The 22,195-nt window shown below is 35.8% G+C and carries 26 protein-coding genes and 2 pseudogenes; 8 read left to right on the top strand and 20 right to left on the bottom strand.

Features of this window, described 5'->3' with window-relative positions; all coding sequences use genetic code 11:
- Nucleotides 1–52 precede the first annotated feature (52 nt).
- Nucleotides 53–418 carry a hypothetical protein gene (locus tag AN957_RS06935; RefSeq protein WP_053474812.1) on the top strand — a complete coding sequence of 122 codons (366 nt, stop codon included), beginning with the start codon at nt 53–55 and terminating at the stop codon, nt 416–418.
- Between the two features lie 95 nt (nt 419–513).
- Here AN957_RS06935 and AN957_RS06930 read toward each other — a convergent pair whose 3' ends face one another.
- Complete coding sequence (locus tag AN957_RS06930; protein ID WP_056683054.1) at nt 514–1,059, bottom strand: hypothetical protein; 546 nt, start codon at nt 1,057–1,059, stop codon at nt 514–516.
- Between the two features lie 358 nt (nt 1,060–1,417).
- On the bottom strand, nt 1,418–1,981 hold the full coding sequence (locus tag AN957_RS06925; RefSeq protein WP_056683051.1) for a hypothetical protein: 564 nt from the start codon (nt 1,979–1,981) through the stop codon (nt 1,418–1,420).
- Nucleotides 1,982–2,287: 306 nt separating this feature from the next.
- Between AN957_RS06925 and AN957_RS06920 the strand changes: the two genes are divergently transcribed.
- A complete protein-coding gene (locus AN957_RS06920) occupies nt 2,288–3,211 on the top strand; it encodes an EamA family transporter (RefSeq protein ID WP_056687086.1) in 924 nt (307 codons plus the stop codon).
- An 86-nt stretch (nt 3,212–3,297) separates the two neighbouring features.
- Here the strand turns inward: AN957_RS06920 and AN957_RS06915 are convergent, their stop codons facing one another.
- The gene (locus AN957_RS06915; protein ID WP_056683048.1) at nt 3,298–3,741 is read right to left on the bottom strand and encodes a YfmQ family protein; all 444 of its coding nucleotides are present in this window, start codon (nt 3,739–3,741) and stop codon (nt 3,298–3,300) included.
- Between the two features lie 395 nt (nt 3,742–4,136).
- On the opposite strand from AN957_RS06915, the gene AN957_RS06910 reads away from it, so the two are divergent.
- A complete protein-coding gene (locus AN957_RS06910) occupies nt 4,137–4,487 on the top strand; it encodes a VOC family protein (protein ID WP_056683046.1) in 351 nt (116 codons plus the stop codon).
- Nucleotides 4,488–4,872: 385 nt separating this feature from the next.
- On the opposite strand, the gene AN957_RS06905 is transcribed toward AN957_RS06910, so the two are convergent.
- On the bottom strand, nt 4,873–7,083 hold the full coding sequence (locus AN957_RS06905; RefSeq protein WP_056683043.1) for a heavy metal translocating P-type ATPase: 2,211 nt from the start codon (nt 7,081–7,083) through the stop codon (nt 4,873–4,875).
- Between the two features lie 129 nt (nt 7,084–7,212).
- Nucleotides 7,213–8,037, bottom strand: coding sequence for a cytochrome c oxidase assembly protein (locus tag AN957_RS06900; protein ID WP_056683040.1), 825 nt, complete (start codon nt 8,035–8,037; stop codon nt 7,213–7,215).
- A 469-nt stretch (nt 8,038–8,506) separates the two neighbouring features.
- Here AN957_RS06900 and AN957_RS06895 point away from each other — a divergent pair, with 469 nt between their 5' ends.
- The 4 genes and pseudogenes from AN957_RS06895 to AN957_RS28405 all read left to right on the top strand — a co-directional run.
- The gene (locus tag AN957_RS06895) at nt 8,507–9,130 is read left to right on the top strand and encodes a TetR/AcrR family transcriptional regulator (RefSeq protein ID WP_056683037.1); all 624 of its coding nucleotides are present in this window, start codon (nt 8,507–8,509) and stop codon (nt 9,128–9,130) included.
- Nucleotides 9,131–9,148: 18 nt separating this feature from the next.
- Nucleotides 9,149–9,730, top strand: a complete 582-nt coding sequence (locus AN957_RS06890) for a hypothetical protein (protein ID WP_056683033.1) — start codon at nt 9,149–9,151, stop codon at nt 9,728–9,730.
- Nucleotides 9,731–10,451: 721 nt separating this feature from the next.
- Complete coding sequence (locus tag AN957_RS06885) at nt 10,452–10,775, top strand: universal stress protein (protein ID WP_082446808.1); 324 nt, start codon at nt 10,452–10,454, stop codon at nt 10,773–10,775.
- 119 nt (nt 10,776–10,894) lie between these two features.
- A pseudogene (locus tag AN957_RS28405) lies at nt 10,895–11,020 on the top strand (hypothetical protein); the annotation flags it as partial.
- A 240-nt stretch (nt 11,021–11,260) separates the two neighbouring features.
- Here the strand turns inward: AN957_RS28405 and dnaB are convergent.
- The 7 genes from dnaB to AN957_RS06850 all read right to left on the bottom strand — a co-directional run bounded on the left by dnaB (nt 11,261) and on the right by AN957_RS06850 (nt 16,826).
- Nucleotides 11,261–12,580, bottom strand: coding sequence for a replicative DNA helicase (gene dnaB / locus AN957_RS06880; protein ID WP_245637767.1), 1,320 nt, complete (start codon nt 12,578–12,580; stop codon nt 11,261–11,263).
- Nucleotides 12,510–12,839 (bottom strand): replicative helicase loader/inhibitor, encoded by a 330-nt coding sequence (locus AN957_RS06875; RefSeq protein WP_056683024.1) that lies wholly within the window; start codon nt 12,837–12,839, stop codon nt 12,510–12,512. The genes dnaB and AN957_RS06875 overlap by 71 nt, the downstream gene beginning before the upstream one ends.
- A 15-nt stretch (nt 12,840–12,854) precedes the next feature.
- The gene (locus AN957_RS06870) at nt 12,855–13,673 is read right to left on the bottom strand and encodes a hypothetical protein (RefSeq protein ID WP_053474803.1); all 819 of its coding nucleotides are present in this window, start codon (nt 13,671–13,673) and stop codon (nt 12,855–12,857) included.
- A gap of 243 nt (nt 13,674–13,916) precedes the next feature.
- Nucleotides 13,917–14,357, bottom strand: coding sequence for an SRPBCC family protein (locus tag AN957_RS06865; protein WP_053474802.1), 441 nt, complete (start codon nt 14,355–14,357; stop codon nt 13,917–13,919).
- A gap of 399 nt (nt 14,358–14,756) precedes the next feature.
- Nucleotides 14,757–15,695, bottom strand: a complete 939-nt coding sequence (locus AN957_RS26720; protein ID WP_245637766.1) for a peroxiredoxin family protein — start codon at nt 15,693–15,695, stop codon at nt 14,757–14,759.
- Between the two features lie 63 nt (nt 15,696–15,758).
- Nucleotides 15,759–15,989: a glutaredoxin family protein gene (locus AN957_RS06855; RefSeq protein ID WP_056683021.1), complete on the bottom strand. Its 231-nt coding sequence runs from the start codon at nt 15,987–15,989 to the stop codon at nt 15,759–15,761.
- 396 nt (nt 15,990–16,385) lie between these two features.
- Nucleotides 16,386–16,826, bottom strand: a complete 441-nt coding sequence (locus AN957_RS06850; protein WP_053477455.1) for an Lrp/AsnC family transcriptional regulator — start codon at nt 16,824–16,826, stop codon at nt 16,386–16,388.
- Nucleotides 16,827–16,946: 120 nt separating this feature from the next.
- On the opposite strand from AN957_RS06850, the gene AN957_RS06845 reads away from it, so the two are divergent.
- Nucleotides 16,947–17,501, top strand: a complete 555-nt coding sequence (locus AN957_RS06845; RefSeq protein WP_056683018.1) for a cysteine hydrolase family protein — start codon at nt 16,947–16,949, stop codon at nt 17,499–17,501.
- A 446-nt stretch (nt 17,502–17,947) separates the two neighbouring features.
- Here AN957_RS06845 and AN957_RS06840 read toward each other — a convergent pair.
- The 8 genes and pseudogenes from AN957_RS06840 to AN957_RS06805 all read right to left on the bottom strand — a co-directional run.
- Nucleotides 17,948–18,094, bottom strand: a pseudogene (locus AN957_RS06840) (metal-sensing transcriptional repressor); the annotation flags it as partial.
- 31 nt (nt 18,095–18,125) lie between these two features.
- Nucleotides 18,126–18,350: a hypothetical protein gene (locus tag AN957_RS06835; protein WP_053474798.1), complete on the bottom strand. Its 225-nt coding sequence runs from the start codon at nt 18,348–18,350 to the stop codon at nt 18,126–18,128.
- Between the two features lie 54 nt (nt 18,351–18,404).
- Nucleotides 18,405–18,911, bottom strand: a complete 507-nt coding sequence (locus AN957_RS06830; protein WP_082446806.1) for a hypothetical protein — start codon at nt 18,909–18,911, stop codon at nt 18,405–18,407.
- A 188-nt stretch (nt 18,912–19,099) separates the two neighbouring features.
- Nucleotides 19,100–19,693, bottom strand: a complete 594-nt coding sequence (locus tag AN957_RS06825) for a GNAT family N-acetyltransferase (protein WP_053474796.1) — start codon at nt 19,691–19,693, stop codon at nt 19,100–19,102.
- A gap of 271 nt (nt 19,694–19,964) precedes the next feature.
- Entirely contained in the window at nt 19,965–20,462 is a 498-nt protein-coding gene (locus AN957_RS06820) for a GNAT family N-acetyltransferase (RefSeq protein ID WP_056683015.1), read from the bottom strand.
- A gap of 172 nt (nt 20,463–20,634) precedes the next feature.
- Nucleotides 20,635–21,087 (bottom strand): NUDIX hydrolase, encoded by a 453-nt coding sequence (locus AN957_RS06815; protein WP_075209099.1) that lies wholly within the window; start codon nt 21,085–21,087, stop codon nt 20,635–20,637.
- 176 nt (nt 21,088–21,263) lie between these two features.
- Nucleotides 21,264–21,545 (bottom strand): immunity 22 family protein, encoded by a 282-nt coding sequence (locus AN957_RS06810; protein ID WP_053474794.1) that lies wholly within the window; start codon nt 21,543–21,545, stop codon nt 21,264–21,266.
- A 145-nt stretch (nt 21,546–21,690) separates the two neighbouring features.
- The gene (locus AN957_RS06805; RefSeq protein ID WP_172797622.1) at nt 21,691–22,176 is read right to left on the bottom strand and encodes an NUDIX domain-containing protein; all 486 of its coding nucleotides are present in this window, start codon (nt 22,174–22,176) and stop codon (nt 21,691–21,693) included.
- Nucleotides 22,177–22,195: the final 19 nt, after the last annotated feature.

The raw sequence follows: 22,195 nt of genomic DNA, 5'->3' as shown, positions 1-22,195 counted from the left end.
AGTATATAGATAGTAAATTAATACTAGCTGCGTTAAGTAAAGGAGGTTAGTTATGAAGAGAATCATCATTTTTTTACTTTCACTTCTCGTTTTGTTGGTTGGCGGATATGTACTAATTAGTAGTGAGGTTCTAAAAATTGATGAAGATAGGGATATCATCAAATATGACGGACGTATTTACTCTAATGCTACCGACCTTGAATGGTTCGATGAAGAAAAGAATAGGTTTCAAAAGGGACAAAAAATTGGAGAAATAAAAAGACAAAAAGACACTTCCATTTTATGGGGAAACTTTACAGCAAATAAATTAGTCAAAGGAACTGCATTGTATGGTACACATACTGGGAAAGGAGGAATAATAATAGTAGAAAAAGATAATGGAGAATTATTATATTATCTTGAGCAAATTAAAGAATAAACTCAGTTTTTTATAGAAGTTACTAGTGTTGCTGTATACAAATTAAAAACCATTCCTGCAACTTTGCAACACTAGTAAATATCAAGCAAAGACATTTAATTATTCTTTGTCTGTTTTGTTGCCTTTTCCATGAATGTATCAAGAACATTTAAATTAGAAATTTCAATTAGATTAGAAATTTCCTTTAATTTATTTTCTCCAACTGGATAAATTTCTCCTTCTTTATCAATCTTGTAATGACCTTGATGTAGACCCATTAACCTGTAAGCATCTTCAATTACAGGACCTTCATATTTCTTTAAAAACAATAATACTTTTTCGTTTTTCTTAACTAGGGGGTCAAGTTCACCGAGGTCATTTTGTAAAAGAGTAATTTGGGTGTTTCGTTCTAGAGTACCATCAGTATCTTTATATATATCTTTGATTTTAATTTCAGATTTATAAAACGGTACTCCCTCGAATTCAAATTCTTCTGTATCAGTATCGACTTGCCCTATAATTATAATAGGACTTTCTTCAGTTAATTCTTGAACATCTCCAAAGATTTCAGTCGGATCACCATTAATGAATTTCCTTTTCGATTCTTTTAACAAAAGTAAAATAAGATAATTTTTAAATTTGGATATTAAGAAAGAAGCCACCCAGCAGAAATCAAACTATAAATACTTTTCTGAAAAAGTAAAACTTGTAACTCCTACATCTCCAAGTCTTGCTCCCTATTGTTGAAGATTCAGCCAGTTAGTATTTGTTAAAGAACCTCCTTCACTATATAGAGAAAGGTGTTACTATTTGACTAACTAATTAATATTTTCCACTCAAAAGCCGAACTTGTCCTATTGTGTTATTTATTTCTTAAAACTAACGATTGCTAACCTATAAATGCGTTAATCCACGTGGGATTAACGCATTTTTTTTTTGTGGATGGTTATTAATCTTCTAATCACCCTCAAAATTTTCTTCTTCCATTTTTCTTAGCTATTAAACAATGAATGTTAGCTATTAATCTCTTTCCCAAAATAAAATACCACTGTCATCTGCAATGACAAAATAATTGCCGCTATATGAAAATCCATAGCCATACAAAAAGCCTCGATAAATACGAACGCAATTTTCATTGTGTCCTTCAACAAAACAGTCCTCAAATGCAGGCTGATAGATGATGTCTTCACAAGGGAAAAGTGGAGAAACTCTGCGTAAATGATCCCCGGATTTACTGCCGATTGGCAGAAGACTGCCACCGTACTTGCCTGCTAATTTAATCGTTTTATTTTTTAAAACGTCAAATCCTTCACAAATTAACAGCGTTTCATCTAAGTGAAAGTCTTCTGAATAATCACGAGCAATCTTTTCTGCTTTTGATAGATCGATAATTCCTCTGCCATTCGAGGATACGACAAGGCATAAATCGGATGATTCATCAAACCCAAAATATTCGAGTCCACCAACATTAAAGCTGCCCTTATAGGTCCAGCCAGCTGGACTTTTAACAGAAGGTACTTTTTCTAATATGTTCGTTATTTTATTTCTATGTTTCTCAAATGCCTCACTTTTAAAATAATCCATTTATGGCCCTCCATTCGTTCATCATATTATTCATCATAGCAAAATTGCTTCTATCTATGTAAATACATTCCTGGTTGAACCTGCTCAATCGTGGAATATCGCGCTAGGAAGTTAACCACTTCTCATCAGCAGATTTTCTAAACTAGATTTGTATAAGCATTTTTTTCGTCCATTTCCATAAAAAAAGGTTGCAAAACAGGCGATACATATTTTATATTAGAGTTTATGATTTTTTTTTAACACTCCTAAAATCATAATCAAAATTTAAGTCATCAGGAATTTTAGGAAGGATGTAGTATGATGAAGATGTATCTCTATCCCCTGCTAGTTATTATTGCAGCTAGCAGCTTTGGTGTTGTTTCTACCATTATTAAACTGGCAATGGGCAGTGGCTTTTCAGTGTCTGAGGCTGTTACTAGTCAATTTTTTGTCGGTTTTTGTATCGCCGTAATTATTTTCTTACTTACAAACAGAGCAAAATTTAGCTTTAATGGGGTTAAAATACTGATTTGTGCAGGTATTTTAACTGGGTTAACAAATATTTTATATGGTCATTCGTTGAACTTTTTGCCTGCTTCTTTGGCGGTTGTCCTTTTGTTTCAATTCACATGGATTGGCATGCTGATTTCTTGTATCTCCAAACGGCAATTACCAAGCAGAATTGAAGCCATATCCTTACTCGTATTGGTAGCTGGAACGATCCCGGCTGCTGGGTTGATTGATGTTGATTTATCGCAAATCCCTCTTCAGGGGTGGCTATGGGGGCTAGCAGCTGCTCTTAGTTATTCCTTCTTTTTATTTGTGAACGGAAAGGCAACTGCAAATATGTCAGCCTCAAACCGTTTAGTATGGGTTTCTTTTTCCGCTTTTATGATTACGGCTGCTTTTCAATCTCCGGAAATTATTTGGAACGGTACGCTGTTTAACGAAGGACTTTGGATGTATGGATTGGCATTAGGGTTATTTGGCATGATTATTCCTGTTTTCTTATTCACAATGGCCGTTCCTAAAGTTGGATTAGGGATGTCATCGATATTGAGTGCCTTTGAATTGCCTATCGCGGTGATGGCATCCGTGATCTTATTAAGCGAAACGGTTACACCATTGCAAATTGCAGGTATTGTAACCATCATTCTCGGTACGTGTTTACCAGCGTTGCTAAATAAAAATGGTTTGTTAAGAAAAAATAAAATGAAAAAACAAACGGTGTTAGGCGAACATGTGAGTTGATACAAAAGGGACAGTTCTATTGCTTCAATGAAGCATGAGAACCGTCCCTTTTCTTACATTTCTAGCAAATAAGTATATAAGACTTTTTATACACTTATCCCGTTTGAATTAGTAAGATTTTGTAAATTAGTAGAGCTAAGATTATAAGAAGCAACTTTCTTTTTCCACTGCTTAACTACAAAAATCTGATCATCCTCACAATAAACATAGAATTTCATGTTTCTTTTACAATCCTTTACATTAATGATAAATGGAATAATATTAGTATCTGGGCTTAAAAATAGTTTTTCATCCCCCGGAAAAATATGGTTTCTATCTAAGAAAAGAGCTTTATTGAAATAGTCTGTAAATCTAATTTTTTCTTCCCCTTCTAAGTACTCTCCATTAAATATTATTGAAACATCTTTGACATCTAGTTTCGGATGAAGGGCAAATTTACTTATAAGCCAATTTACAACTGCACTTGGAGGACTTGTTAACATCTTCAATGTTATTCCAAGAATGATAATAACAAAAGCAGTCCATGTCATATCTATCCACTCCTTGGGTAATTTCTGGGTGCCTTATTTTACAAATAAGTAAGTATTATTCTAGTTATCCACTTTTTTAATCATATATAATATTTCATTTTTTTGACCATCCAATCCATTACTTTTTTGACCGTCCATTTACCAAAAAATGAAGGAAAATCAAGAGCAATTCTGATTGAGTTTAGTGCTGCCACATTCTCTCTAGCAAAAATGAATCAGGCATAACATGTTTAGGATCCCATTTTGCTTAGAATCAACAACCGCTTTTGCATTAAAATCCAATATTTAACTTACTTGTCTAGCAGTGCTTGTAGTAACAGGCAGAAGTTCACAAGAAGGAGATTTTTATTTCATCACGAATTAAACCTCTAAAGCTAAAAATTTGGAGGTAATCTATGAACCCTATTTTAAATCAAATTGGTACGGTGTTTATTCCTGTAAGCAACATTGAGGAAGCTCGTAACTGGTATTGTGACATATTAGGGTTACCAGCAGATGGTGAGATATTATTTGGTCATCTGTATATAATCCCTATGAACGGAACGGGAATTGTATTAGACAGCAAGATTTATTCAGAGGACAATATTTTCAAAACGCCACCTTTTCATTTGAACACTGCCAATATAGAACAAGCATATGAGCATATGAAGAGTAAAAATGTCGAATTAACAACCGAAATTGAGCATAACCATTGGTTTAATTTCAAAGACCTTGATGGAAACCATTTAATGGTTTGCAAATGCTAACCCTATTGTATTAACGATAAACGTTAATTACGTATTGAGTGGTCTCTTTTTTTATGTAGGCTCTGTTATAACTGAATGTTGATTTTTCTGTGTTTGAAAAATAAGCGGAGAATTTCCGTTTATTTTGGTAAATACCGATATTTCCTTAAAAATAAGGGGAGTTTTTCCGGTTATAGTATCCAAATCACAGGATTTCGTCTGAATCAGAGCAATTAACCGGAATATCTCCGCTTATATCTGCTTCTTGAGCTTCCTCTCTATATATTAGCCGGAAATTCTCCGCTTATGAATTCTCATACATACATGAAAATCAAAAATGAAAAATAGCAGACATTTCTAGCAAATAGGTATATAAGACTTTTATATACACTTATACCGTTTGATTTTAGATTCTAGTCTTTTGTAATCTAAGAGAGTTAAGGACGACTGAGACTGAACTAAAAGCCATTACAGCACCCGCCAGCCAAGGGGCTAAGAGTCCGAACATCGCAAATGGAATGCTGATCATATTATATAGAAACGCCCATACAAAGTTTTTCCTAATATTGGTCATCGTTGCTTTACTTATCTTAATTGCATCCACAACTTTACTCAAATCACCTTTTATTACCGTAATATCACCAGATTCAATAGCAATATCGGAACCGGTACCCATCGCAATTCCAACATCAGCGACTGTTAAGGCTGGTGCATCATTAATCCCATCACCAACCATAACGACATGTTTTCCTTCGTCCTGAAAAGATTGAATGATTTCTGCCTTTTTTTGTGGTGTGATATTTGCTTGAACCTTTTCAATTCCAGTCTTTTTGGCAATCGACAGGGCGATCTTCTCGTTATCACCAGTTAACATGATCACATCCATTCCCATCTGCTTTAGACGAGTAATCGCTGATTTTGATGATTGTTTTACCTCATCAGCAACGGCAATAATCCCGGCAAATCGAGCATTAATAGCGACTAACATGACTGTTTTTCCTTCTTGTTCAAATCTTTTAATCTCTTTATCTGCTCTTGATGGAACGTAAAGTTTATTCTTAATAAAGTAACTTGGATTAGAAATTAACACTTCTTTCCCTTTTACAAACGCCTTGATTCCATATCCCGGAATGGTTAGTACTTCGCTTGCACTTGGAAAATGAAATACCCTCTTCTTGGATTCTTTCACAATCGCTTTTGCAACAGGATGTCCTGAAGCCCCTTCAACAGCACCTATCATTTCAAAAAAGTCACTTTCACTAAAGGATTCAACATACATGTCCGTTACTTGAGGCTCTCCTTTTGTAATCGTTCCGGTTTTATCAAGAATGACGACATTGCTTTTTCCTAAAACTTCAAGATATTTTCCCTCTTTAAAAAGAATGCCTGTCTGTGCTGCTCGTCCACTCCCTACCATTACAGAAGTAGGGGTAGCCAATCCAAGAGCGCATGGGCATGCGATAATTAATACAGCAATTACTTTTTCCAGCGCTTCACTTAATTGTCCCGGCTGGATCATGACATACCACAAAACAAATGTAAGCATTGAAATGACAATAATAATCGGAACGAAGATTCCTGTCACCTTATCTGCTATGTGCTGAATAGGTGCCTTTGAAGATTGTGCTTCTTCCACAATGCGAATGATTTGTGACAAAGTAGTCTCAGAATCTCTTTTAGTAACCTTTATTTTTAATGTTCCGTTCTGATTAATGGTCCCTGCATAGACATGATGACCAATGCCTTTTTCAATTGCTGCACTTTCTCCAGTTAACAATGACTCATCAATCATTGAGTTTCCTTCAATAACTTGTCCATCTATTGGCACCTTTTCGCCAGATTTAACAATAATCACATTGCCCGGAGATAATTTATAAACAGGCGATTGGGATTCCTTTCCGTTCAAATACAATGTGGCTGTTTTCGCCTGTAATTGGTACAGTTTCTTGATTGCCTCTGTAGTCCTCATCTTCGTTCTTGCTTCTAGTAATTTTCCCAACAAAATAAACGTGATAATAAATGCACTTGTTTCATAGAACAGTACAATTGAATGTGGACGTTCTAAGGTATTTAAATGAGTGAAAGTCAAATAATGGCTGTAAAAAAAGGCTGCCGATGTACTTAAAATGACTAAAACATCCATATTCGCACTTCCACTTTTCAACGATTTCCAAGCCCTTTCATAGAATTGGTACCCTATTATAAATTGAATAGGAATGGTAATAGCAAATTGGAATAATGGATTGATGAAAACCTCTGGAACTGTAATAAAAGAAGCCCAACTAAAATGAGAAAACATCGCCCATGCCAAAGGAAAAGTTAGCAATGCTGAAACAAAAAACTGCCATTTGAGGACTGTAATTGCTCTATGCTTCTCCATTTCTGACTGAAGGTTATTCTTTCTATCTATTTCCGCATCAAATCCAATTGTATTAATCTTCTTGATAATCTCATTAATATTTATCTTAGTATTGCTAAATGTGACACGTCCCTTTTCAGTTGTTAAATTCACATGTATTTCCTCTACCCCATCTATTTTAGAGACCGCCTTTTCTATTCTTGTTGCACAAGCGGCACAATGCATTCCTCTAATTTCTAAATGGTTTGTTTCTTTCATCCTCTATTTTCACCACTTTCTTTTTCGCCAAATTAATATAATCTATTAACAATAGATACGCTTTAGAACAATTAATAGAGAAGAGCCTTATTTTAATAAACTAGAGTTGATAATAAAAAAGAGGTATTTTTACGGACTTACTTTATCTGCTTGAGTGTCCGATCTCTCCGTTCCAAGCCTTATGGCAGCCATTAATGACATTTTATGAATGCCCAGCATAATAAATCCTGCCATTGCTTGATCATATTTTGTATTAAATGGAGGAGGAAGGATATGAATGGATATGGATTGAGAGGGCATGCAAAGAAGAGCTGTTATTTGTGTCAAGAAGGGGTTATTTGCTCCGTCTATTAAGGCGCTGAAAACGGATAATAAGCAAGCTGGCATTAATAGAACGCCACTCAGTAATACATATCGTTTCTTTTGTCCATCACATAGTCGTTGCTGTGGATCAGGTGACACAATGGGCCACCACATACTAAAAGATAATATCAACAGTAAACATATATACCCATTGTGAACCAAAGGGTGTTGTGTAAAAACAGTTAACACAACAGGTAAATGATACATCAAAAACAATACGGCAAAAACGATTAATGAAAGCTTAGGCGCCAGGAACCGTTTGCTTATTATTTTGTTAGCTATCGGCGTCTTCAGTATCCTTTGAAACAACTGACTAGGAATCCCTAATAAAAAAATGGGTGGGACAATAAAATATAAAATGCTCATTTGAATCATGTGTAAACTAAATGAGAGATGACTTATCGCAGTTAAAGGACTGCCGATGGTTAAGTATAACAAGCCTAAACTTAGGAAAAAGAATAGTGGTTGTTTATGATACATTTTTATGTCTTTCAAACGATTAACGAATAATGCATATAAAACGGCAATACCTATCACACACAATAACAATGGTTTATTCCACGTCAGATCTACAAGTAAAATATTAAACATCTAATTCCTCCTCCCCGCAGCTTGACCCCTTTGCTATTGAGAAACAATGTTCATTTATTAACTATATATAAGTATGTTTGATTATGTGATTTATAACAATAAATCTTAGTATTTAGCTGTATGCCGTAAAGTGAACGGCTCCCTATAGGGAAAGAATAAAAATAACCTACATTTGGAAATATATTATAAATAGTTCCGAAGGTGGATTATATGTACCACTATACAAACGATAACACTAGGTAGAAAGGTAGAAAACTATTTTAATAGCTTTGTGTTCATAAAATGACGGTTTTTTGAACAATTCCTTTATGTATGTTTACAGCGTTTTGCTGGTACTCCCCCTTATGAATAATATGAAATTTTTGTCGAATAATTTTGGGGTTAATTATATATACAAAAATTAGAAAAAGAATTATCATGACAGTAATGTCATATGACATTACTGTCATTTTTAAGGAGTGATGATTGGATGCCAACACCAACCTTTTTTAATTTATCTGAGAATAAAAAAATTTTAATTATAGAATCTGCAGTGGATGAGTTTTTTGAAAAGGGATACGAAAAAATGAGTATAGCTAAGATGATTGACAAGGCTAAAATTCCCCGTGGGAGTTTTTATCAGTACTTTGAAGATAAACAAGATCTTTATACATTTATTATCATCAATATCATTGGTAGCAAAAAGCATTCTTATTTTGAAAATAGTAATATTGATGAGATGAATTTTTTAGACATAATTAAGGAGTTATTCGTAAGTGGAATCAATTTTTATAAGGATGAACCTAAGCTAGCCTCAATTGCAACGGAATTTCTCAATATCAAGGATCGAGAGTTGAAAAGGAATATTCTTGGAGACAGTCAAAAAGTGGGTCATGTATTTTTAAAAAATCTTATAGAAGATCGAAAAAGGTTGGGGGAAATTTCAAAGGAAATTGACACGGAAATGCTAATTTATTTTATTAATACGATCAACTCTTCCTTTGTGGAGTATTTTATTGAACATAAGAATCTAAGTATTGAGAACAATGGTTTAATAAAATATTTGGATAAGATGCTTTTTCTATTAAATAATGGACTTCAATCAAATAAATAGAGAGAGGTTGAGTTATATATGTTTTTAAAGAAGTATGATAAAAAGGTGGCCATTATATTTGCTTTTTTCACTTTGCTATTTTTTATAGTTGCGATTACAAGCAAGGACTTCCTTGATTGGGCGTTTACTCGGCATCAAAATCAATTAAGTTGGTATATTAGACCACTTTTTCTAATTCCTTTTTGCTTTTTTGCTTTTAAGAAAAGTTGGGCTGGGATCTCAATAACTATCTTCTGCATATTTACTAGTATGTTCTGGTTTCCTGAACCTCAATCGGTGAGCAAGCAAGTCGAACAATTTTTGCAATACGAGATTGATTATTTGACTGGTGACTGGAACGTTACAAAAATTCTGATGACTCTTTTAGTCCCAATATCCCTGTTCTTATTAGGTATGGGATTTTGGAGGAAAAATTTATGGATTGGCTTATCAGTTATAATTATGATAGCATTTGGAAAAATAGCGTGGAGCATTCTTTCTGCAGGTGAATCTGGTAAGTCTATTATAATCCCGGCCATAATAGGGTTACTTATTTGTGTGGTATTAATATATGGTGGTTTTAAGAAATTAGGTGAAAAGGGCAAAACGATTAGTAAATAAATATAGATTATGAAAAAGTCTTCTTATTGGATGGAATATACACTTTTCAGCTTACTAATGTTTCCTATTGTTTAGCAAAAGGGCGCTTTTTTTTAGAGTAACGAAAAACTCCCAATTTCTCAATTTTACTGCTGAGGAATTGGGAGTTTAATATTGAGATTTCCTTAACGTTGTAAATCCACATTTTCCTGACGCTACCCCTTAAAGAAGATTACTGAGAGAAAAAAGAATTTTAAGAGAAGACTTACCAAATTGACACGATGATAAGTAGCTAGTTTAGATTCATTCTGGCCCTTGTCCTATATGAATAAAGCCCATGATTCCTTAGCGTAGGATAAATCGGCTTTGTTCATGTTGAAATTTGGCTTAGCGTATGTTTTCCGCGTTTTGTTGGCGGGACCCTTGGCGGGACCCCATATAGGGAGAATTATATTTATTTCAACTCTTATTCTTTTAAGTTGTTTTAGCTTATATATGGTTTTTTATTCGTTCAACTAATGCAATCCCACACTAAAAATAATTTGAATTTTAATTGTGGTTCAAGTAATGGGTACGTTAATGGAAAATGACGGCTAACGTTGGGAGACTTTTAAAGACGCCCACTTGCGTAAAACATTAACGATTATTTTTCTTGGAAAAACATGTGAAGCTATGTTTCGTGCAATCTAGTTCATTACCCAGGGTATGCCTTTTAGTAATTGCTTCACTTGTTCCAAAGTGTATGATTGAAGTCGTTTATGTAGCTGATTTTTCAAAATCAAAGAGCGAAATCCTCCATTCTAGTGGAAAAGAAGAGCTGGACCTTTCTCGCAGACAAAAGCTTCTTCCCCTTGAGGAACAAATAAAATCGAAACAACTAGCTTATGAAGTGAAGATCTTACATGGTGAACCAGGACCAACAATTGTTGATTATGCTAACAAAAATGGGTTTGATTTAGTCGTAATAGGGAGCAGAGGCCTTAGCACTCTGCAGGAAATGGTATTAGGTAGTGTGAGCCATAAAGTTATGAAGAGAGTAAAATGTCCGGCTCTTATAGTGAAGTAAAATTTATCAATAACACAGCTTAGAAAAAATAAAGTCTTAATTCTGGAATATTTCCAAATTAGGACTTTATTTTTTTGTGCTTATGAAAAATATTTCTACAGTACTGTTTATTCGATTACGATGAAAAGCTGCTTAAGCCATTGCTCCATCCATTTCATCATGAACTAATGGAAACTTATGAGGTCTCTTCGCTTGTTAACTCGCCAAAGAATAACTCCGTTGAATTGATTCGGGAAATTTGCTGAGGGGCGAAGGGAGATTTTCCGTCTCTTTTTCTGTATATAAAATATAGCAATCACGAAAAAGCACGGACTGTTATCTTGTGTTATTTATTTCTTGAAACTAGTACTTTTTAAAGTATAGATGCGTTGATCCGCGAGGGATTAACGCATTTTTTTAAAGGTAATTAATCCTCTAACATCTTCAGCCTGATCCACTTCCACTTCTCTCCTGCCTCAAACGAAGCAGGAGAACCATCCCTTCGCTTACACAAATCTGCCATACTCCTTCTCAAACAACAGCTTAACCATTCCAATCGGCCCATTCCGATGCTTCGCAATATCGATTTCGATGAACTTGTTGTCGGAGTTGTCTTTGTTGTAGTACTCGTCTCTGTAGAGAAGCATGATGAGGTCGGCATCTTGTTCAATGCTTCCGGAGTCACGGAGGTCGGACATTTTCGGGCGCTTGTCCATCCTTTGCTCCACTCCTCTTGATAGCTGGGAAAGGAGAATAATCGGAACCTCATAAAGTCTTGCAATCTGTTTTAACTCCTTTGTGATGCTGGCAATCGCGAGGTCATGGCGATCATATTTTCCCGATACATTGATTAGCTGAAGGTAGTCAATCACAACAAGGTAGTCTTCATCAGGAAATTCCCGCCGCGTTTTCTGGATTTGGGCTCTTAGACATGAGACCGTTTTCTGAGAGGGATCGTGAATCTGGAGATTCCATTGATGGAAGACTCCTAGAGCCGTATTTGCTTTTGCTTGGTCTTCCTCGGTAAATAGTCTGTACGGATTTTTCCATTTGGCTCCGTCAATTTTTGAGAGGCTGCTTAAGATTCGTTTGGCGAGCTGTTTTTTTGGCATTTCTAGCGAAAACACATCGACAACACCACCTTTTTTACAGCAATTCATCGCCAATGACAAGGCAAAAGCCGTTTTTCCCATGGATGGCCGAGCAGCCAGCACAATCAAATCCCCCTTGCTCCAGCCGCTTGTCATCCGATTGAGGGAGTCAAAGCCTGTATCGATCCCATTTAAGTCGCCTTGGTCCTCATACATTTCATTAAAAATGTCCATTATCAGATCGTGTTTCGTTTCTTCATGTGTCATGCCAATTTCCTGGAGTCTGATAAAGGTCTGATAGAAGCGCTCTGCCTCGGCCAATCTCCCATCATTTAAAAAACTAGCCGCTGCCCGTTTTAACTCGCGAAGCTTATAATGCTCGAGCACGATCTGCTGGTAGTCTTCAAGGTGAACGGTTGTCGGACAGCTTACGGCAAGACTTGTCAAATAGCTTACGCCGCCAATCGATTCAATCAGACTGCCAAGCTTATTGACCACTGTGACTACATCAATTCCCTGTGATTCCTGGCGCAGCTCTGTCATCACTTGAAAAATAAGCTGATTCTTCTTTTGTGAAAAATGATAAGGTTCTAGAATTAATTCAAATATGCAGTCAGGTTCTAAAAAAACAGCTCCTAGAACCATATTTTCCGCTGCGATCTCTTCACTTTCGGATGGATGGGGATAGCCAGTCAGGAGTTGGTTTCCTTCTGGCCAATTGCTGATCTCGTACAATACGCTCCCTCCCTTCCTGCTCCCATTGTTTGGTTTGCTGAAGAAAATGATTTTCTCTCTCCTGAAATACCGTAATCTCGGCCAGCACTGGCGGAAAGGGATGCTTCGCAATATGAGCGGTCAATTTTTGCATGACAAGCGTAAAATCCATTTCCTTCATCACTCTTAGCCACATGAACACCATTTCATCACTGATTTTAACTTGCGGATACACCGATTCAATGGTCGCTAACACTTGAATGAGTTCTTTCTTATCCATTGTCCCCAAACCTCACTATTGGAGGATCCCTTGCATTTCGAGCCGGGCAATGCGGTCCAGAAGGGTTTCTTTTTGTGGTTTCTTCCTTTTCCACTCAGATTTCCCAAGGCGTGTGACAATTGCTGCCTCATAATAGGCCATGCTGTTGATGCGCTGCTGTGGCGATTTTTGCTGATAGGTCGAATGAATATTCTCCATCCAATTCAGCAGCTTTTCTAACGGGACTTCCATCCTGGCGACTTTTTCAATTGCATTCATGTCCTTCGCTGACAAGGCTGCTCCACGATTGCGGAGCTGAAGGAAACGCTCCGTGATGGCATTCATTCTTGCGCTTTGGTCCATCTCTCCATTCTCTTTCGGCTGATCCTTCTCTTCCACTAACTTTTCCTCTTTCTTCTCTCTTTCTTGATTTTGTTCCACTTTCGTATCGTCCTCGTTTTCAGATGGTTCTGTCGTCGTTCCGCGAAAAGAAGGGCAAAAAAAATCGACGAATCCCTCCGATTGGATTTCTTCACAGTTTAATAAAGTAAACAACGTTCCCACATTCGTTTCCTCAACCGTAATTAACCGTTTTTTCACGAGCTTATCCACCGACCGCTTGATGGTGCTCTTGGAATACTGCTTCTCTCCTCTGCCTTCCCGGTAGCCAAGATCCTCCACTAACTTGGAAAATGCCCTTATGTATTGCCCGCGTTTTAACTTCACACCGCTTACCATCCTTCCGTCCTCTCTTGTTGCTCGTGTCAGCAGCAAAAGATAAAGCCGAAACGGAACAATTTCTTTCCATAAATCAACCTCGACCACATCTCGATTCAATTTCACCCAGCCGCACATATTTTCCCCGCCTTCCCATTATGTTTCTCCTCACCTTATACATATAGAAATGCAGCCAAAAAGGACAGGGTCATTGTAAAAAAATAAAGGGATGGGAATCCAGTTTGCTAATTAAAAAGATCAGGTGCTGTGAACACCTGATCAGCGCAGCTGTCAGCCGCAAAGTGGCTCGCTGCCTAACTATTGATTATTAAAAAAGAAGTAACCACTATAGCAGGGTTACTTCTTTTTGTTTTTGAAAAACTATGAGAATACTGCAATTTTACGTGCGATAGATTCTGTTAAACGAGAGGCTACCTTTGGAACAGCCCATTTAATAATTGGTGTTAACACCGCACCCGATATTCCACCTGCATGGACGTTCACCGTACAAGTCATTGTTGTTTTCCCATTCACTTCTTCTGCAGTAAAGTGACCGCTTCCTGTAAAATTATCTGATAAACCTTTTAGTTCAAATTTAATATTTGAAGGTTCATTCCATTCAGTAATATCTACTTGCGCTTTTATTGTTTTTCTAATCCCTTTTACATTGCCTTCAAACGTCCAAATAGATTGCTTGTCATTTATAATTTCATGTTCTTTATAGGCAGGTACTGTCGTTGCCCATTTTTCAAGATCACTGACATAGTCCCAAACTGCTTGTACATCTACTGGAATTTCTACTGTATGTGTTCCCGTTGCCATTATGATTCCCACTTTCACTATGTATGAATTGTAAATTTGCATTCCTACAATATTATTATTACATAAAAAAGGTAAACTCACATCAATTATACATAGTGAAATATTTTTTGCTCTGTAAATGCTCCCTTTAATGGAATAACTGTAATAAGTCCTCAATTCCAATTAAAAATAAACACACATATATAAACAATTGAGCTAGACCACAGCAAAGTGACTAAAAACTAAAATAGGAGCAACGTTTTTTCTAGTTGCTCCATTCAGTTCATGTTACCCGTTATTAAATGAAACATTACTCAATCTTTGATAAAAAAAGAGAGTTGCCAATCATTTAAATGCGAAGCATGGTAAACTGCCCGCCCCCGAACAATGACTTTGTATAAGCTTTTACTTACTATTTTTTCAATCAATATTTTCTATTAACTGGTTCATCATCTCTTTATCCATAGGCCCAACTATTTTCTTGCGTACAATCCCATTGGAATCAATCAGATAACTTGTTGGAATGGTTATGGCTCGATATTGGTCGCCAACATCCCCATCTTGGTCGAGTAAAATAGGAAAAGTTACATTTCTCTCTCTCACAAATTCCTTTATATTTCCCGGATTTTTCTCTGAAGTCGTCAAATTGACGGCAAGTATTTCCACTTCTGTTTTGTCACTTGATTCATAAAAATCCTGCATATGCGGGATTTCTGCTTTACAGGGCGGACACCAGGTTGCCCAGAAATTTAAAATTACCTTTTTCCCATGCAAATCAGACAGTTTTACATCCGTACCGTTTAATGCCTTTAATTGAAAATCAGGTGCTTTATTTCCTTCCTGAAGTCCAATTTCTACTGTCTTTGTGCCAGATGTATTTACTTTCGGCTTATCCTCATTTAAAAAAAGATTCAATAAAAATGAACCACTCAGAACAGCAAAGGCAAAAACAAGTATCGACTGCAGAATCATACTGTTAGTTATTTTTAGTTTTCTGGCTTTCAACACGAAATAGATTAACGCACCAAGTATTCCTAAAATGAATCCTTTCGTTCCACCGGTAAAATACACTAACGACATTGGACTTTCAATAATTAATTTCGGCTCCAGCAGCAGCAGACTCCCTTTCCAAATCAGAAAGCCCCAAAAAACACTGTTTAATACCAGCTCAAATAATTGTTTTCCCAATTCCTTTTTTTGTGAACGCAGCAGCCATAGTTTCAGAAAAACAAATCCGATTACAATGGCAATGCCAAAAATAATCCATTTCAACATAATAGTAAAAGAACCAATTTGGATAACCTCTATTCCCGTCTTCCCCCTTCTTTTTAAGTTAATGCAATCTGTAGTTCCAAGCACTTATGCCGCTTTGACATATGACTCCTGCATCTTTATCCTTGAATAATTCCGGTTCTTACGTTTCTACTTTACTAATCTCATAACCTTTTCCGGATCAAACCCTACTACCCATTGGCCGTTAATTTCAGTTTGCGGTACGCCCAACTGACCAGTAGCTGCAACTAAACGGTCAGCGGCAGTCTGATCCATTTGTACGTTCACTTCCTTGAATGGAAGTCCTTGATCCTTTAAGAAATTCTTCATCATCACACAATATGGACAAGTATTTGTTGAGTAAACTGTAATTTGGTTCATTATAAATGCTCCTCTTCTTTAGGGAATATACACTCAATTAAAAGCTTTAAAAATCAGGTAAATGACTCCTGCCAGGAGCCATACAATTGTTCCTGGTCAGATTGGAAGCGGCTGTTTAACCTTTTTTCCATCTCCAGAAACCTTTGTCCGGCTGATTCCTCAAGAACCAGTCGTGGAGCACTCTTTGATTTTTCTTTCCTTATCGGACATTATATAACCCCCTAAATAATGATTATTAATTACCCATTAGGGTATTAAAACATTTAAAAATAAAAGAGGCGAAACCTCTTCTAACAAACATTAACATACCTTCATATTATACCTATAAGGGTATGCAGTCAACCAAATTGCATTGATGTGATTTCTTAAACTTAAGACCATTAACTTTAATCTCTATCATGTGGCTGATAACGGATTCTCTTGTTTAATTTCCTTTATGGATAAATGCAGACTATAATTTCCATATTCGAGAAGTTCATTAAGAAAAAGATTTAACTGATCTTGTGATTTAACTTTTATTTTTATATGGTAGCAGCCTTCTCCCGATACCCTGTGAACTTCAAGTACTTCATTTCGGTCCTGTACAAAACGTATAAATGAATCATGGTTTGCTGTTTTCATATAAATAATAACAAACGCAGTAAAAATCAATCCTAATTTCATTTCATCTACTAGCAGAGTGTAGGCGTTAATTACCCCGCTATCCTCTAGTTTTTTGATACGGTTCCCTACTGCCTGCCCTGTCATATGAATTTGTTGACCGAGATCTTTCCATTGAATACGGGAGTTTTCGGATAGTAACCGAAGGATCTGAAAATCAATATTATCAAGTTCCATCATAAATTCCTTTCACCATGAAATGATTTAATACAAAAGGGTTTCATCAAAGTATCGATAGAAATAACCATATTATTTATCCTTATATTGTAACAAAATTTTATGAATGAGGTGGATAATATGAGCACAGCTTTAATCATTGTCGATATTCAAAACGACTATTTTCCAAACGGAAAGATGGAGTTAAGCAATCCTGATCAAGCAGCTGCTAATGCTGCTAAAGTTCTTGATTGGTTTAGACAAAATAAGAAAGAAAACATTTATCATGTTCAGCATATCGCAAGCAGTCCAGAGTTAGGCTTCTTTCTTCCAAATACAGAGGGGGCTGAACTACATGAAACGGTTCTGCCATTAGAACATGAAAACATGATCGTAAAAAATTTCCCTAACAGCTTTTTAAAGACTGATTTAGAAAGCAAATTAAGAGAAAAAGGTGTAACCATGGTAGTCGTTGTAGGGATGATGACACATATGTGTATTGATGCAACTGTAAGAGCTGCAGTCGATTTAGGCTTTGAAACTACACTTATTGGTGATGCATGTGCAACAAGGGACTTATATTATGAAAATAAAGTCGTGCCAGCAGAACAGGTTCATTATGCGTTTGTCGGCGCACTTAATGGCATGTATGCCAATGTAATTTCAACTGAGGATTTCCTGCAGCAAAACAACTAATTCAATTCAAAAGGGAGTTTGTTTAAAAACAAACTCCCTTCGTGTATGCATGAGATTGCATAGGCGGAGATTTTCCGGCTATATTATAGAGACGAAGCTTAAGAGGCAGAAATAAGCGGAGATTTTCCGGTTAACTGCTCTATATAAGACAAAATCCAAAGATTTAGATGCAATAAGCGGAAAAACTCCCTTTATTTTTAAGGAAATATAGGTATTTCCCAATTTAAACGGAATTTCTCCGTCTATTTTCAAAAACTGTAAAATCAACAGGCAGTTGACTTATTAAATAATCGCTGCCTACCCGTTTTAATAATTTATAAAAGGTCTCTCTCTTCTCCCCTCTTGTGAATAGACCTCGATTATCTTTTCTACTGTTTCATACAATTCTTCTGGGGCAATATACACTATAGGGGTATAAAAATGGTGAAAAATTATTCCCTATCAATCTATAAAGTTTTGTTATTTTTCATTAGCTTTTGAATCGTCACAACTAGTTCATCTAAAACTTCGTCATCCCCTTCTGAATGGCGATCGACGACACAGCCCTTTAAATGACCTTCCAAAAGAATTTTAGCTACTCTATTTAATGCAGAATCAAGGAAAGTGTCCGATTGCGGAAAATAGTTATTGATTATAAACATTTATTTGGAGAATGATCCTACTTTGTTTAGTCCTAATCATTTTCTTAGCAACCAAACCTCCAGCTAAAGCTGATCCTACAGCAATTATTGGGATAAATAATGTTGTGTTTAGATACAATGCAGTGAAATAACCTAAACTAGGAACTAATACGAAAACAAATAAAAGGACAAAAATAGATTGGCGAATATTTAATTTCATTATGTTCATTTGAATCCCCCGTTCATTTTGTAATTTAAGGAGGATAGCTCTCCTTTAATCCATTTAATATGTACACCAGAATACCCTTTCAGCTATCGGTTCAATGGCGGGAACCTTTATGAAATGTAACAAAAGGTCCGTTTCGCTCGCTCCAACATATTCATTCTTATCTACATTATAATATTGAAGGACCTCAACCTTATAATAGCCATTTTCGATGTCAATCTTATAATCGGAACAATTTTGATCAGGTACATTCTGATCTTCAAACTGAGCAGCCATTGTCAGGCAGTCGTAATCCACTAAATATAGCTGATTTTCCGTTACTTCTATATATCCTGCGGCTTTCCTAAAGCATGTATGGGCTATTTCTTCTGTCCCTACTCTCACGTCTACTTTCCAAGAATATTCAATTCCTTCTTCCGTCATTTGAAAAACCAAAAGATGCCCTTGTTTCATTTCGTCTCCAAAATGCTGCAAAAGACTATCAAACTCCCAATCTTCATCTACGAATGATTTGTATTTAGCCGCATTCGCCACTCCAATAAAATTTGTATCACCAAACTTCATACAAAACCTCATTTTTTTCCCCCTCGTTTAATTATTTTTTTTGAATAAAGCAGAGGAATATAACTCTATACATAAAAAAGAGTGACATTCTTATTTTGGAGTTTCGCCCGTTCGTTTACATACAATCCTTCACAAGTTGATAGTTATACTTCTTCCAAATAGAATTTTTAAAAGATACAGTAATCCTATTAATATTTTTTTGCTAATAAATCGTTCAATCTTTGTTTAACTGACTCCCATTCACTATCAATAATACTGTAAAAAATATTGTCGTGAATGGTACCATCTGCCTTTACCCTATGTTTACGAAAATTCCCCTCTTTTGTTGCCCCTATTCGTTCAACTGCTTTTTGTGAACGTACGTTTTGTCCACTTACTGAAAATTGGACACGAAGGACCTTTAATTCTTCAAAGCAATACGTAAGTAATAATAATTTACATTCGGTGTTTACCTTTGTTTTCCAAACCTCGGGTGAAAGCCAGGTCCAACCTATTTCCACATTCCTATTTACTTTATCAATATCACCAATGCGAGTTGTCCCAATTACTCGACCAGTCCTTTTATCCTTAATAATAAAAGGGATTTGTTTACCCTCCTTTTTATTTTTAACAGCCATTATTAATACTTGTTCCAGGTCATCCACTGTGTTAATTTCTCGCCACGTATATTTCCATACTTCAGGGCTCTGTAATGCTTCATATAATAATTCCGTATCCTTTAATTCAAGAGGAATTAGTGAAACCGTCTCTCCTTCTAGAGTTATATCCTTTTCAATTTCCATCGCAGCTCTCTCCCTTTTCCCAAAATAGCCAACTAGCAGTTGTACCTGTAAATTCCATACTAATAAGAATATCTCCTTCTTTCATAAAGAAAGAGCACCATTCTTGCTGCAGAATTGTGCCCAATTGTTGAATATCTATTACCTTCTAATAGCTTGTTATACTGAACAACGTTACTCGTTTGATTGTAATCTTATAAGTAGTACACCAAGGATTATCTTCTTTTTCCTTATCAAAAGTAAAAATAGTTACTTACTGAAGCCACTCAATCGTTTACTTATTTTCTAATGTTGTCATCATATCCCACGAAGTTCCATCTATACCGACTTTCACAAATCCTTGTCTTTCATACAAACGAAGAGCGGGATTATTAGGATCAACACTTAATGATAATGAAGTGAAACCAGAATCCTTAGCTGTTCTAATCATTTCATTAAGAAGTAAAGTTCCTAGCCCTAGCCCTCTATATTCTGGTAAAACAGCCATGCTAAGTACTGGAGTGTTTTTATCAATAAATCCATACGTTTTATTTGTTTCATCAAATAAACGTGACCATATTGCACCAACTGGGTTTTCGCTTGAGTCCGTCGCGATTAAGGCTATATCCCCTTGTCTCCCCCAATTACTTACATACTTTGATAAATCAGGCTGGTTTAAAATTTCTCGTGAAGGTTTTACATCACCTTCTGCAATAAAAATAGCTTGATAAAGCATTTCCCATAAAAAATCAATATCCTGTTCTGTTGCTGTCCTTATCTTGTATCCTGTCAAGTTCATTGCTCCTTCCTATATTTAAAAAGACAAATAAAGAGCAGAAGTAAGCCTTGATAATATGGAATTGTAGAAGAGGCTATAATAATAGAAGAAAATTGGCCACTTACTCATTGACATTCATCACTATACTCCCAATTTTATTAAACGCTTTAAGTTTATATACGATTTTCTACTCTATAAGTTTTACAATTCCATCTTTGTACGCAAATAAATAATTGCCCTCTTTTTCTAATAGAACAGGTAAATATTGAGTGACCATTTCAGCAATCCCTAAGTTATTTGGATTCAATATCCAATCAATTTTTTTCCAATCAAGAATCCCTTCCCTCGTTTTTTGTGAGGGTTCATTTCCGAATGTCTTATCTACTTCGAACAAATACACATATAATCCATCTTTTTCTTCATCATCTTTCTCCCATGTAATTACACCTTTTGAATAATATTCGTTTACTGTAAAACCTGTTTCTTCTAAAACTTCACGTTTTGCACCCTCGTCAGCATTTTCGTCTGCTTCATTTTTACCGCCAACCCCATTCCACACTCCCATAATTGGCGGCTTTTCACGATTCAACATTAAGATACGGTCATTGCTCTTTAAAAAACATACATTGTATTTAAACATGAATTCATCTCCACAATTAAATTGTTTTCTTATTGCACTACAATTTGTAATTCAACTAAACTGCTCTTAGCTTTATTACTTCAACAAAAAAAGCGTTAATCCTTGTTCGATTAACGTGCCCTTTAATGGAATAACTAAAATATGGCCTCTGTCCTAAAATCACTTATCCCTTGGAGCTAGTATAGAAGTATGGACACTCCTTTCATTCTAATAAAATTCGGAATAACAGCATCATCGTATGAACAACCGTCTAATAGGGCTGGAAGGTTCTTCGTTTCTTGATCAAAATACTCCGCTTCCATAAAATCCTCATCAAAATAATCAATTTGAAAGTCCTTTTCAAATGTTGATGGGATTGCATCCCCATCTTCAGTGTAAGTAATTAAAAGGTAATTTTGAAGGTCATTATTTGATTTAAATTTACCTACCCATAATGACACAAAACCTTCTTCTTCCATCAAATACTTCCTCCCTATGTAGCTATTGAACATTCCATTCAGTTTGTCCATGCCGTACTATGTACAATGTAGTTTTTTGCTTCCTTTAATTCCTCCATTGGCTAATTCTAATTACACCTTAATATTAATAAATTAGAAAGATGAATTAATTCAATTCTATACGGAGTTTGTCTAATCTATAATCCTCAATTAGGTCGATGCTTTTTTTGTTCCTAACATAGTTTTTGATTTGCTGGTTAATATTTGGTATCAGTAAAATGGAGTCTAGTTCCTCGAGAGGAATCCACTTGACTGCCGATTGGTTTGGGTCTGGAAATTCAGGTAATCGTGGCATTGAATTATTCTTTATTTTACATTCAAAAATGAGATGTAATGCGTGTTGCTCATTGGCATTATAATCACCAGATTGTTGATGAGGAGCAAACTCGTAAATTAACGCTAATGGTCCAACATCCACTTGAGCTGTAGTTTCTTCTAACACTTCCCTTGCAACACCATCAATTATAGTTTCACCTGGCTCTAGCCCTCCACCAGGTAAATTATAATGAATCCCATTATCATCGTATTCAACTAAAAGGACAGAATTATTTTCAATAATTAAAGCGGTACATCGAATTCTTACATGCGACAAGATTTCACACCTCATTAAA

The organism is Cytobacillus solani (genome assembly GCF_001420595.1).
Taxonomy (GTDB): Bacteria; Bacillota; Bacilli; order Bacillales; family Cytobacillaceae; genus Cytobacillus; species Cytobacillus solani.
The sequence above is the reverse complement of the archived record's forward strand: the minus strand, read 5'-3'. Positions and strand labels throughout refer to the sequence as shown.